Genomic DNA, 13,767 nt, shown 5'->3' with positions numbered 1-13,767 from the left:
AGTCCGGCTCACGTTCAAATCAAAGGCAAGGAGTCTTACGAGTAAACTGGCTTCTATACTAAGGATGTTGGGGTCCATCAAAGCTACGTAGCTAGGGTAGTGACGGTCTTAGACAGGCGTAATCCTGGCGATTGGATAGGTGTCACTCATTATAATCCCTTTGCCGCCGCTAGCTCTTACAGTGCATTTACCTTCTTTACATACTCGGAAGGCGTCATGTGGTAGAGGTCGCGGAAACACTTGATAAAGTAGGAAGGATTTTCAAAGCCCACCTGGTAGGCCGTCTGGGAGCTGTTAAGTCCCTGTTCTAAGAAGGCCGTTGCACGTTTGAGGCGGTAGTTGCGGATCACCTCGCTAACGGAAAGACCCGTCAAGGCCTTGATTTTCCGGTGCAAATTGACCCGGCTCATATTGACCAGACTAGCAAAGGTTTCCACGCTCAGCGAAGAATCGTCGAGCCGTTCTTCGAGTAGCGCATAGCACCGGGTCAGAAAGGGATCTTCGACGGTCTTTTGGACCGGCGCCGGCTGCATTAAGCCCTGACGGGCGTGCTGCTGGCTGAGCTTTTGCTGGGCGAGCAGATTTCGAATCTTCAGGTGGAGCTCCTCGACGTGAAAAGGCTTGGTGATATAGGCATTAGCGCCGCGCGAAAGCCCATCAATCCGGCTTTCGTAAGCGGATTTCGCCGTGAGTAGGATGATGGGAATGTGACTTACCTGCTCATCGTTTCGAATGGCCTGACACATAGCCAATCCATCCATCACGGGCATCATGATGTCACTAATGATTAAATCGGGTCCCAGCAAGAGGGCCTGCTCGTAGCCTTCGGCGCCGTTGGTGGCTAGACTCACCCGGTAAGCACTAGGGAGACTATCAATGATGAAGGCCGCCAGCTCGGCGTTGTCTTCCACGAGTAACACGTGCGCTTGGGTCTCCTCGGGCGTTTCCGGAGCAGAGGCCCCCGACGTTTCGACGATCGCCGGTTCGGCTTTTGCGTAGGGTAGAAAGATCACAAAGGACGTTCCGCGGTTTTGCTCACTGGCCACTTCGATAAAGCCCATCTGAAGTTCGACGAGTTCTTTAACCAAGGCTAGACCAATGCCCGTTCCCTGCCTAAAATGGCTTTCATCGACCTGGTAGAAACGGTCAAAAATGTGGGGCAGCACCTCCGGCGCAATGCCCAAGGCCGTATCGGACACGGTTAGGTAGATGCCCGTATGGATTTCCCTCCGGGTGGATTGGGCCGGAGGCTGAGTGCTCAGACTGACTTGGACCTCGTCGCCACTCTGGGAAAATTTGATGGCGTTTGAAAGCAAGTTATAGGCAATGCGTTCAAACTTATCCACGTCAAACCAATACGTACCGAGGGATGAGGGAAAGCTCCACGTAAGCTGGATGCCTTTTTGTTCGGCTTCAATCTGAAACGATTGGATCAGGCGCGTTAACACTTCTTGTACACTGCCCCGAGCCAGCGAAAGTTTCATCATCCCCGACTCGAGCTTGGAAAGATCCATGAGCTGATTAATCAGGCCAAGCAATTGGTGGGCATTGCGTTCAATGGCCGATAGCCAGCGCTGCTGGTGGGGAAGTTCAATTTCCTGCTTGAGCCGTTCGGTAGGCGTGAGAATCAGCGTCAAGGGCGTACGAAACTCGTGGGTAATGTTGGAGAAAAACTTCGTCTTCAGCTCATCAATCCAGCGCAACTGCTGGGCTTCCTTTTCTTTGAGTACCATCGCCTGGGCAAAGCGGTCCTGTCGGATACGGTATTGCACAAATAGCCAGGCTAAGGAGCCCGCTAGCAGTACATACAGGGCGTACGCCCACCAGGATTGATAAAAGGGCGGATGGATGATCAGAGAAAGTGAATAGGTATGATGGCTCCACTCCCCGCTGGTATTGGTGACGTTTACGCGGAGCGTGTAGTGGCCCGGAGGTAATTTGGTGTAATGCGCCTCGGAGGCCGTGCCAATGTGGTTCCAGCCCTCATCGTAGCCTTCGAGTTGATAGCGATAGGTAAGCTTCTCGGGCTGGGCGTAGTGCAGGCCGGCAAAATTAAAAACCAGGGAGTTCTGATCGTAAGGAAGCTGGAGGGCTTGCAGGGCTTCCAGCGGCTGTTTAAACGGCGTTTGGTCGATGGGACTGTTATTGATCAGCACCTGGGTGAGGCCCACCGTAGGCTGGTACGTGTCCACAAAGGAGCCAGCAGGTTTAAACAGGGTCCAGCCTTCAATGCCCCCAAAGGCCAGCCGGTCGTCAGGCAGGCGCAGGTAGTGAAAGCGGTTGAATTCCTCGCCGGGTAGACCGTCGGATGCCTGAAATAGGCGAATCTGATGGGTTAGGGGATGGAATTGGCAAAGCCCCTTGTTGGTGGCTAGCCATAAGCTGCCCTTCGCATCGGGCAATAGGGAGTAAATGGCATTATCGGGTAGCCCCTCTTCGAGGGAAAAGGTTTCGCTGGTACGGGTGGATTTATGAAAACAGATCAGCCCGTCGTAGCTCCCCATCCAAAAGATGTCTTTCCGGGTGGGATCGGCTGCCAGGCCAATGAGCTGATTCGTAGGGATTACCTTGGGAGCATTTTCGTGGGTAAGGGTCTGAATTTGATGGGTTTTCCGGTCAATAATGACCAGGCCATCAAACTCCGTAGTCAGGTAGATGCTTTGCTCGTCGACGAGTAAAGCCACGGGGATCACCGGGCGGCTATTCTTTTTTTGCACGGCCTGGGCAAAGGCCGACGCTGGACTTTGGGTCGTCCATTGCCGGGTGGCTTCATTAAAGCTAGCCACGTAGCCATCCTGACCAGAAATCCAGACCTGGCCCTGTGCATCGAAGGTTAAGCCCCGGATGCCTTGGTAGAGATACTGTTGTGAAAGCAGGTCGGGTGGTAAGGGCAGCAGTACAAAGCGCCGGGCCGCGGCATCCCAATACCCCAGATTTTTCCACAAGCCTACCCACAAGCGATGATGGGCATCGTAAGCCGAGCGAACGTTGTAGCTGGAGAGCTGGTATTCGGGGTGCTGGGGCGGCCAGCCAAAGGTCTGACCCAAAGAAATGCCAAACTCCTTTTGAAATAAATCCTCGTGAAAGGAATGCGTATTTTCAAACGTCCGAAAATAGGGGGCATTCAAATCAATCTGGTGCAGACCTGCGGCATTCGTACCCAGCCAGATCAGACCCGATCGGTCTACCAAAAAGCTACAGGCTTCTTTGATCGTGGTTAGCGATGTTTCGGCTACCTGCCGAATGCCCTGCGCATCGCCGTACTGATATACTTTTCCGTTTAATTCCCAGTATTCTTTTTGATCGGGTCCCCGGCGAATCCAGCGAATGGACAGGTTCTCCTCGTGTGGAAACGACACCTGTCGGAAGCTACGGCGCTCGGGATGGTAGAAAATGAGCTTGCGGGCATCACTAAACATCAATTCCCCATTGGGCCGTTCCAGCATGGAAATCATGTCGGTGGAAAGCGAGCGACTGGTACCAAACTCCAAGGGGAAAGGCGTAGGAGTGCTTTGAAAACGGCCCCCTTGCAACCGGGCCAGGCCCGCCATGGTAATCACCCAGATGCGGTGCTGACGATCCTCGAATACCCCCCGCACAATATTGGAAGGTAAACCGTGGGTTTGCTGCGTATAATGGGTCAGCTTTTGAGCTTTTAAATCATAGCAGTAAAGACCGTTTGCGCGCTCAATGCCCCAGATTTTGCTTTCATGGTCAATGAGTAGACCCTGGCTAACAAAGTACTTGGGATACTTTTGAAAGAGGGGGTCCTTACTCACGTGGATGACTTGCTCGGTAACCGGATCAAACACATCGAGTGCCGTGCTTTCGTACTGAATCCAGATGCGGTTCTGGGCGTCAGGCGTCAGGTAGGCAATTACATTGGAGCTAAGGGTGGTGCTGTCGTGCTGATTGTGCTGAAAAACTTTGAATGCTTTGCCGTCGAAGCGGGCCAGACCATTGCGGGTACCTACCCAGACAAAGCCTTGTTTATCCTGAACCAGCCCCGAAACAAAGGATTGTGGAAGACCGTTACGGGGCGTTAGAATGCGTTTAGGATAGGTTAGACCAGCGGCCACGTCTATCTGACCCGTACTGTACAAGGGGTACAGACAGATAAGCAATAACCCAAACCATTGGCGATAGCTTCGGGATAAAGAGCGCATAAGTGGCGGTAAAAGCAACGTTGGGGGAATACAACGGCTTTTATGTAAACAATATTAATTCTTTAAAACATGCTTCTAAAAGAAAACAGGCGCCAATTTTAGCAACGGAGTTGATTAATTAACATTTGTCAGCTTTGTCGGCGTCTAAAAGAAAATATTTCTGGACTCCTCCCAGGTACGTACCGAATTAGCTCGGACTGAGCCGGTCTGCGAATGGATAGCCGTAAGGATGAGTATTCGATTCCACTCTTGATCATTACTTTAGAAAAGATAGGAGGCTAAAATGGCTCTGTTGGGGGCTGGTTGACTTACAAAGAACGGGCCCAAAACCTAAATAGACTTATAAACTAGCATAACGCAAGCAACAGCACTCTGAAACGATTCCCGCCAGCCTTTAACGTAATACCTCGCAAGGCATGCGAGGTATTACTTAATAATCCTTTCCTACAAGTGAGTAATCCTTGCTGGGGTAATCGCCTCCCTCTACTGATCACCGTTCGTACGCTCTGGCTGAGATCATCCATACCACGTCTAAGTGATAAACATCAGCCGAGGTCCTAAGGATAAACAGCACTGGGCTCGACTAACGTACACATCTTGCGCCGGTTTATGAAAGGTCTTCGTACACTGATTATTATTCTTTTGCTAGGCAATGGGCTTTCGGCCCTGGCGGGAGGGCTGGCGCTGATTATGGATCCCAGTGGTGGCGCCTTGCAACTGCCGCTTGGCCTGCTAAGGCATAGCCCCTTTACTACTTTTCTAATCCCCGGTCTCGGGCTATTGATCATAAACGGAATGCCTAGTCTGTATACGATCTGGACCGTGATTCAAAAAAGACGCTACTATCCCCTTTTCGTAGTAGGGCAAGGTCTGCTCTTGATTGCCTGGATCAGTGTTCAAGTGGGGATGATTCGTGAGGTATCAATCCTGCATTACAGCTATGCTATCATGGGAATAGCGCTGGTTGGATCAGGGACCCGGTTAAGGCTTAGTCAACCAATCTAGGGGGTTCTCTAGGAGCAGGTCCCCTTTCGGAACCTTTAGCCCCCTTAGTGAAAGGGAGATTACTCCAGCCTTGAGTGAAAAACAAGCGTGATTTCGGTAAGCCCTAGGAGCGATTCGCCTTTTTTACTACCTTCGAAAAGCTTCACTCCGGGAGGTCGCACTCGTTAGGAAAGCTTTCCCAACGTTAGGCCAGTCACCTAACCAGACGTACACCAAGGCTTTCGCCGCATAGCCTGCGTAGGCTCAGCTCACGGGCTGAGCATGCGATTGTTCATTAAATCTTCCCAAGTTATGGATCACTCGTATGCCCTACGGGCAACGGAAGCATTTGCCGTGCTTCCACTGCAGCGCGTGGCTCAATTCACTTCCCAGCAGCGCCAGCAAACCTTAGCTCTTTTGCAAGAAGAAAAAGAACGCTTTCCGGCGGCACTCCAGGCCGACTTGCTCCAGGTAGAAAGCAGGGACCAGTGTCACCAGCGCCTGCAAACCTATCACGCCACGCTCATTGCCTTACACGATACTACGCTAGCCAAAAGTCAGGAAGCAACGCCTTTGGAGCTGCAACAACTCTATGCGCAGTCGCTATCGAGTCTGGACGCACTCCTGCATTTTGTACAAAGCCGGTATGCGGCCCAGTTGAGTTTACAAACGCCTATTCCTCAGCTTTACCAAGAGCGGGCCCGGCCCCAGCAGCAAGTCCGTTTGCAACAACTCGAGGGCCAGCTACTCGCCCAGGCCTGTGATCCTGCCCTGGTTGCGGGGTTTATAAAAGCGCTACACGCGTATGTGATGCGTGAATCCGGCCAACAGCCCCTGACCTTTCAGCAGGTTCTGCACCTGCAGCGCCTGTTAACCGCTCTTGAGCAAGGCCCCCCTGCGCAAGCCGCAGAACGCGGCTTTTCCTGGCTGGACGCGCACTTGATGGCTTTTCAGGTGAATCCGCCGTTTTACCTTTCGTATGTACAGGGCTGGGTGCAGGCGTATGTATCGGATAGCGAAGATGAGCAGGAGCAGCTGATCCGGACATGGAAACTGGCCAAGGAACTCAAACAGCTTCCCCAGCAAGTGCCGGAAGCTTTGTACCCGGGCCTAGAAACCCCGCGTGAATTCCTGAGCCGCTGGTTAGCCGAAGAAATCGACTACCTCGAAAAAAAACGAGCGTTGCAGCAAGCAGACGACTGGTCCGAACCGGCTGCTGATCAAAGCGTGCAAACCACTCTTACGGTGACTCAATTGGGCCTGCTGCTCAAAGTAGCCTTTGAGCGTAAGTATCTCAAGGCTACTTCTCTGAGCGGACTCTTTAAGCGGCTGGCTCCCTATGTCGCTACGCCTCAAAAAGCGCAGGTTTCGGCCCAAAGCCTCCGTAGCAACGCCTACGTAGTGGAAGAATATGATAGAAAGCGACTACTGGAAATACTCAACGACCTGATGAAGACCATTGAAAGCTATTGGTAATAGATCAGCAGGACTGGATAAACTTGCTTATCCAGCCCTGCTTACTGGGCCTTTACGCCTAACCGGTAGGCTTTTACCAGCAGCGTATCCCCGGCGGGCAGATTACGGGCGCTGGATTCATCCAGCTCCGTATACGCCCGGCCGCCGCCATAGGTATACCCCTTACTACTTTTAAAAAAGTAGCTGAGTACGGGTAGCTCAAGGTAATTGTAATCGCCGTAGGCTTTATACACCCGCTGCACGGGCTCCGTATCACCCGCGCGCAGACTTTTAGTGGTAAAGTAACGCTCGAGCTCTTCGGGATACGCTTCATCGGACGTTTGGGGACCAGTGATGGTAAATTCCTTACCGGTTTGTTGGACCGTATGCTTACCCGCTACAAAGCTAAACTGCAGGGTATCAGGGCTAGCAAAGAACAGGGCCGTGTCACCCTGAATGGCCGTATTTTCAAACGAAAATACCGAACCCAGGGATTGGCGATTGACGAACGCCTGAATGAGGGTAGGGTCTTTAATTTCTCCCCCTTTCAGTAGTAAGCGTAACGGATGGGTGACGGTAATTTTGTCGCCGATAAAGTAACGCGGGAAGACGGGTGTCACCTCCTTGGCAGGTGTACACGCGGTTAGGATTCCTGCGAGCAGGAAACCGAAGTGAAATTTCATAGAATTGTGGCGGATTAAACGAATGCTTTTCAAAGGCAGATCAACGCTAGCCTTACCTAGGGCAATGAATAAAGCCTAGGAGCCCGAAATACGTTCAGGGAGTTCAGGTGCATAAAGGGTGTGGGGGTTAAAGCGTAGCCTAACTTAGGCGCTTAAAGATGGGAATAATTTGCAAAAGTAGTGCTAGTGCAACGCTGGTAAATTTTCCGGAACGCCTTATACCCAGCCTTCTTGCAGGGCTTTGGCTACCAGCTCAGCCGTCGAATGCGTCTGGGTCTTTTCGAGCATATTCTTCCGATGCCGATCTACCGTTTCTTTGGTAATCGAAAAAAGATCGGCGATTTGCTTACTGGCTTTTCCGAGCATAATGGCCGAAAGCACTTGCTTTTCCCGCAGCGTCAGCACCGGTTTGCTCGGCAGTCCTACGGAATCCGTGGCGACGTTTAAATAGGAGGGCTGGCCTTCCATGCCGATAAGAGATAGGGTGGGCGTGCCTGCCTGTTTAAAGGCAGAAATGTCGGTATGAATCCCCAGAGTCCGCAGCACGCTACCCGGAGCACCTACTTCCAGGGTAACCACCTGATGAAGGATGCGTATGTAAACACCATTCGTCCGCCGGATACGAAAGTCATAGCTTACCTTGTATTGCAGGGCCTGGCTAGGGGTTAGCTGCCTGAAAAATTCAGTTACTTTACGTTCGAACTGGATAAAATAAGGCAAGTCTTCCGGGTGCATGTGCGAAAAGGCGTAGGGCACGGAAAAGGCCTCGGGCGGGCAGCCGAGTACCTTTTGAACGGCATCACTGGTGTGCTCGATTTCACCGGTAGATACGTTAAAAAAGTAATAGTAGTAGGGACCGACCTGGAAAACATTGAGCAGTTTTCGGTGGATTTGTAGTTCTAGTGCTAAATCCAGTGGGCTAGCTTCCTGATAATAGGCCGCTTTTTGCCAAATCTCTTTTGCTTCTTGAAACGCAAGTAAGGTCATGGGTTCAGTAGTTTCATGGAAGAAAAATACTCATTGTTAGGCAATGCTACCAGCCTGTCCGGAGATTTATAGGAGCGTCTGGCCATTTATAGGTATTTTCTTGGGGAAGGACGCGGGCTTATTTTGCAATTAAAACCAAGACCGGCGCGTGTCTTGGCCCTGTTTTACCCATACCGCCACTCTATGAAACACCTGTACATTTGCGGGGCTTTACTAGCCCTGCTTCTGCTGAACTATTGCCCTTGCCTGGCACAGCACTCTTCCACTAAACTAGGCCTGGTGCTGGATCTGGGCACGACCCCCGGCGCGAAACTGGCTTACGGTCTTAGCCCGCACGTGACGCTGAAAGCTGGGTATAACTGGTTAGGCGTCAACTTAAATCGCTCCCTGGATATTTCCGATGAATCCGTCAACGTGAAGGGGAAAATCAATTTGTCTACGGTGAACGTATCGGTAGACTATCATCCCTTTGCTCAAAGTGCGTTTCGCGTGTTTGGAGGCGTGGGTTATACCCTAGGGGCTAAGGCCCATTTGACGGCTCAACCGAACCAGGGTTACGTGTATGGGGATACGGAATTAACGCCCGAACAGCTGGGTTCAATGTCCTTTGAAGCCGATTACAGTGGGCAGGTAGTTCCCTTTGCGGGAATCGGTATCGGCCGGGCGCTGCCTCGTAAACGCTTTAGCGTAGGCCTGGAGCTGGGTACCTATTATACGCAAGCGCCGAAGGTGCATCTGAGCGGAACGAATTTGTTTACACCCATGGCCGGTCAACAAGCCATAGTGCAGAAAAATATGGAAGACTGGCGGTTCTGGCCCGTGCTGAATATCAACTTGGCTTTTAAACTTTTGTAATCTCCCACACCATGCACTTTATCAGTTCGCTTATCTACACTCGGGGCCGCTGGCCCCTGGCCCTTCTTTTGCTGGGCCTTGTGCTCAACAGTTGTCAGCAACTCAACCCCTTTGAGGGAGTTAATCTTACCGTAAGCACGGCTTTCTTAGGCCGGGTCGGGGAAATTAAACTTAGCAACGCCGTGGCTTCGGAACCCTTGCCGGGTCTGATCATTGGCCGAATCACGGGTCGGGATGCGGGTAAGCTCACCGATGAAAAAGGTAATACCTTGCGTACCTTAACGTTTACGCAAGGCCGTTTGCCCTTTGCATTGAAACCCGGAGTCAATCCGACGCCCGCGACTCCGTTGCAAATTGATGTGACGCTGGAGGGTCCGGATGTGCTCAGTCAAACCCATCACTTTACCTTGACCTCGCGTACGGATTATCAGATGCTCTTTGCCCCCGTGTTCACCAAAGCGAAATTACCCCGGGAAGTGGTCTATGCGGAGGTGCCCTTACGCCAGTCCCTCAAAAGATTCGCGCAGCCGGATCAAATCCAAACGTTGGGTGGCCCCAAAACCCTCGCCGATGAAAACGTCTACTACGAAATTGCCAGCCCCCAGACCTGGAATGGCTACCAGGCCAAGCTTCGTTTGAGCGGAGCTACCCGGGTCAACTATAAAAGCGATACGACGCGGCTGACCTTAGAGCAACTCGCTACCAAGGATGCTTCGTTTTTCATTACCTATGATACGTATCAGTATTACCAGAACGGATACGCCAATTCGGCCAATGACTTGAAAAGCAAGGTAGACATAGCTTGGGCGGACTGGAAAATACAGGCCCCTTTAAAGGATACGACGGTGACCTACCTGGTCAAAGACTTCAAATGCGAAGTCATGAAAGCGGGGTCCGTCATTAAAAACGGAACGGCTACCCAAACGCTGGAAAAAGACCATGAGGTGTGTCAGGAATACGATAGGCCCGTGACCCGGACGTATAAAATCTATCAGGTGGTTACCTTCCAGGGACAAAGTGAACTAAGCCTGGAAATTCCATCTACTAATTACAATCCCAACACCAATGCGACCGTCAAAGCGGGGGATCTGTTGCTCTACGATTATAAAGGCATGATTTCTAGTGTGCAGGATGCCGAAAAAACGGGAAATCAAGTCCGAATAAAATCCGAAAATAACCGGCTCCTGATCCGGGGGCTGGCTAGTGCCACCGCACGGACGCCACTAGCGGGTGGTCTGCAGGCCAGCGTTGACGTCAATGCGTCGCTGGTCACCATCGACGGTACCTTGACCCGTCCCCCCATTCGGGAGGTAAGCGACCGCCTCACCAATTATTACTTCCCGGGCTATGACTACGGCATTGACCTACAGCCTGGCCAGGATTTGCCCATTGGCTTAAGTCTGCCCTACATCAGCCTCTATGGTACGGCCACGCAATACAGTGTAATTCTGCCGAATAACCTCAAGTGTAAGGCGGTACTGTACGAAAGTTCAGGGCAGGGAACCTGTGCGCGCAAGGTGCTTAGTGAAAAGGCTTTTACGGCGAGCCCGGCCCTGACGGTAAGCGTGACAGGTAAGCCTAGCTCGACGTTGCCGCAGTATACCAATGCAGCCATGGCCTTCGTCGAAGTGGACGTGACCTATAACTGCCCCAATAAGCTAAGTGCTAAGCCCAATGGTACCCTTTGGATCGATTATCAGAACACCGGTGTGGATTACGGCTGTGGTCGAACCTACGGCCGCTCATACGCCACCATGATCGATGGCAAGGTATGGTTTTACCTACCCGTTAATTCCATCGTTTGGCTATCGGCCGGCAACTTTACGCAACGCTTGTATATCAGTCCCGACTTTGCCATTTCCGTTCCCTTAAAATCGGATCTGGCTCAGATCAGTGATAAAACGGATAATCTGGTGAGTTCTTCAAAGGTAGATGTGGCGGCCAGCACCTATTACCTGCGTGATTACGACATGTACAGCATCCGAATCAACGTTACGGAAAAATCAAATTGTAGTTATTAACTAATTACCCGGGTGCCGCTTTTGCGAAAAGCGTTTGTGCCGCCTTGCAAACGTCTGAAAAAGCCTTTGGAATGCCCCGCGGGGGAGCAAACCTAGGCTTTTTCTAGCAATGTCTTATAACCAGCCTTCATTAACGGCTTTACTGATGAGTTCGGCCGTCGAGCTAGTGCTGGTTTTGGCCAGCATGTTTTTGCGGTGTCGGTCTACGGTTTCTTTGGCAATCGATAAATAGCCGGCTACCTGTTTACTGGCCATGCCGTTCATCAGGGCCCGAAGCACCTGCTTTTCGCGTTGAGTCAAGACGGGCTTAACCGGAGCAAACACTTCCATGGGCGTTACATTGATAAAGGAGTCGTCGCCTTCTAAATCGATAAAAGAAAGCATGGGCTTTCCCTCCTTTTTAAAAGAGGTGATATCCGTATGAATACCTAAGCTGCGGAGTACACTCCCTTCTTCATCCCCTTGCAGGGTGACGAGTTGATGGAGTAAACGGATGTACTGACCATCCCTTCGTTTAATGCGGTAATCATAACTAACCTTGTAGCGGCGAATCTGCTCGGGCGGTAGTTGACCGAAAAAGTCAACGGCCGTGTGCTCAAAGTTCAGAAAGTAGGATAGATCTTCAGGATGGATCTGAGCTAGGGTAAAGGGGGGGCCAAAGTCCTCCGGCGCGCAGCCCAGTACTTCGCGTATCGATTCACTGGTGTATTCAACCTGGCTATTGGTTAAATTAAAGATAAAGTAATAGTAGGGGCCTACGTGAAAAAGCGTAAGAATCCGCTGGTGGACCAGCAGTTCCGTTTCCAGATCCAGGTCCGGCGCCTGCTTGTACTGCGTAGCTTTTTTCCAAAATTTCTTTGCTTCCGTGAGTGCGATTGAGTTCATTAGTGTGGTAGTAAGAATAGGGTAAGTTTGAAAGAAGAAATATAAATGATTACCCGTAAAAACAAGGGATGACGGCTAACATAAACTGTAGCAGAACGATCCCTAGTAAAAGTCTTTCGTGCTCATGAAAGGTATTCGGTTACCTGCGCATGTGTAAGTCAACGCACCCTATGCGGAGCGGATTTGGAACCGGCCTACGGAGGCGCAGCTGATTACCGAAAGTTTTCACGGGATCTGTACGGATTAGTATAAGGCGGATGTGCAGAATCCCGACTCGGAGATTGGCAAAGCCCTGGCCGACAATGATCTAACGGGCTGGCTCCAAAAACGCCTTTGCATTTATTGCACAGCGATCAGGACGAATACATGGCCTATTTAGATACGGCCGAAGTCGTAAAGTCGATGCTGAGCCTGGGCGCCTCTACCACGCAGCTTACGCGCATTCCCAACGGCTATCAGGTACCCACGGAAGTCATCTATGACGCACCCTTGAATGGTTTAATACACTTAAAAAGTAGGCGTATGCGCTCCTAAAAGACGCTGTCCTTTGTTTTCCCCGAAAGTCCTTCTACGCCGCATGCCTACGGTAAACGAGCCGGCAGAGGAGTCCCCAGGGGCCCCAGCTAGCGTAGCTTTTTTACGGTGCCCTCAGACCAGGACTAAAGCCAGGACCGTTTTTTTATAAAAGGGTAGGAGTCCGGCTACGCTATACAGGAGTTTTGCTTCAGAAGAGGCTTTTGTGCCTAAAGAAGGACCAAACGACTTTCTGGGGTACAGGCGTTAAGACTACACCAGAAGCCCCTAGTTTGGGGCTTACTTTTCAGCATAAGGGGTGCTTAGGGAAATGCTTGGCAAGGGCTGAATCCGCTCGTGCTTAGCAGTAGGCGTGCGTGAGTTGCTTCCAGAGTTGCGCGAGTTCGGTCTGCGAACTGGGCTTACTTAAAAACTGAGTAACTCCCTGCGCGTAAGCTCGTTCGCTGGCTTCCTGGCTTCCATTCGTTGTGAGCAAAATAAAGGGGATTTGTTGCCACTGCGTAGATGTCTTTAGGTGCGCTAAGAGCTCCAATCCGTTCATGCGGGGCATGTTGACGTCGGAAATAACCAGATCGGGCTGTTGAGAGGCCAGCAGCTCCAAGGCCTGCCGGCCATCCTGAGCAAAGAGTAGTTGACCGGGAAACGCCGATTGTTCAGCGACAATCTTTAAGAATTCCTGATCATCTTCATCGTCGTCTACAATTAATACCAAAGGAAACGTGTGCATAAGGATACATGACGGTAGGTGGTGAAAAGACTCGAAACAAGCGAAAGGGGACTAAACGTAAGAAAGCGCTACGCAGTAATAGAAAGCCCCAGCGAGGCGGCAATCCAAAGGAATGATCCTCAGCGTCAGGGGATAACGCAGGGGCTAGGGTAAAGGTAAGTAATGAAGCCTTCGCTTGTATCGTTTAAAAGCCTAAAATTTAACGCTAGGTCAACGGACCATTGAATTTTAAAAAACGCTTAATCAAAACTACTCAGGCGGCCAAAGACGCCTCAGAAAACCGGGCTTCTTCCCTTAAAGAGTACCCTAAAAAAAACTAGTCAGTAGCGGCTGACTAGTTCGGCTCCTTTTTGCTAGGGTCAAAAAAGACGTGTCCCGATAACAAAGGGCTGGAGCAATAGCTTAAAACGTAGGTTGGTACTGATTTATGCTATAAAATTAATAAAAATAATTATATGTGCGTATAGTGA

Annotated in this window: 9 protein-coding genes; 4 read left to right on the top strand and 5 right to left on the bottom strand. The window is 51.1% G+C overall.

Annotated elements, in window-relative coordinates; translation table 11 throughout:
• Positions 1-176 precede the first annotated feature (176 nt).
• Positions 177-4,166, bottom strand: coding sequence for a hybrid sensor histidine kinase/response regulator transcription factor (locus tag C5O19_RS25125; RefSeq protein ID WP_104716125.1), 3,990 nt, complete (start codon positions 4,164-4,166; stop codon positions 177-179).
• Between the two features lie 609 nt (positions 4,167-4,775).
• On the opposite strand from C5O19_RS25125, the gene C5O19_RS25120 reads away from it, so the two are divergent.
• Positions 4,776-5,171, top strand: a complete 396-nt coding sequence (locus tag C5O19_RS25120) for a hypothetical protein (RefSeq protein WP_104716124.1) — start codon at positions 4,776-4,778, stop codon at positions 5,169-5,171.
• Between the two features lie 291 nt (positions 5,172-5,462).
• Complete coding sequence (locus C5O19_RS25115) at positions 5,463-6,626, top strand: hypothetical protein (protein WP_104716123.1); 1,164 nt, start codon at positions 5,463-5,465, stop codon at positions 6,624-6,626.
• Between the two features lie 41 nt (positions 6,627-6,667).
• Here the strand turns inward: C5O19_RS25115 and C5O19_RS25110 are convergent, their stop codons facing one another.
• Together C5O19_RS25110 and C5O19_RS25105 are read right to left on the bottom strand one after the other, a co-directional pair.
• Positions 6,668-7,288 (bottom strand): hypothetical protein, encoded by a 621-nt coding sequence (locus C5O19_RS25110; RefSeq protein ID WP_104716122.1) that lies wholly within the window; start codon positions 7,286-7,288, stop codon positions 6,668-6,670.
• Between the two features lie 216 nt (positions 7,289-7,504).
• Positions 7,505-8,275 (bottom strand): helix-turn-helix transcriptional regulator, encoded by a 771-nt coding sequence (locus tag C5O19_RS25105; protein WP_104716121.1) that lies wholly within the window; start codon positions 8,273-8,275, stop codon positions 7,505-7,507.
• A gap of 183 nt (positions 8,276-8,458) precedes the next feature.
• On the opposite strand from C5O19_RS25105, the gene C5O19_RS25100 reads away from it, so the two are divergent.
• Positions 8,459-9,130, top strand: coding sequence for an outer membrane beta-barrel protein (locus C5O19_RS25100; protein ID WP_104716120.1), 672 nt, complete (start codon positions 8,459-8,461; stop codon positions 9,128-9,130).
• Positions 9,131-9,141: 11 nt separating this feature from the next.
• The gene (locus C5O19_RS25095) at positions 9,142-11,151 is read left to right on the top strand and encodes a hypothetical protein (RefSeq protein WP_104716119.1); all 2,010 of its coding nucleotides are present in this window, start codon (positions 9,142-9,144) and stop codon (positions 11,149-11,151) included.
• A 114-nt stretch (positions 11,152-11,265) separates the two neighbouring features.
• Here C5O19_RS25095 and C5O19_RS25090 read toward each other — a convergent pair whose 3' ends face one another.
• Positions 11,266-12,036, bottom strand: coding sequence for a LuxR C-terminal-related transcriptional regulator (locus C5O19_RS25090; RefSeq protein ID WP_104716118.1), 771 nt, complete (start codon positions 12,034-12,036; stop codon positions 11,266-11,268).
• 874 nt (positions 12,037-12,910) lie between these two features.
• Complete coding sequence (locus tag C5O19_RS25080) at positions 12,911-13,297, bottom strand: response regulator (RefSeq protein WP_104716116.1); 387 nt, start codon at positions 13,295-13,297, stop codon at positions 12,911-12,913.
• Between the last annotated feature and the right edge of the window lie 470 nt (positions 13,298-13,767).

It is taken from the genome of Siphonobacter curvatus, assembly GCF_002943425.1.
Lineage (GTDB): Bacteria > Bacteroidota > Bacteroidia > Cytophagales > Spirosomataceae > Siphonobacter > Siphonobacter curvatus.
Note: the sequence above shows the minus strand (reverse complement) of the source record. Positions and strands in the feature narration are given on the sequence as shown.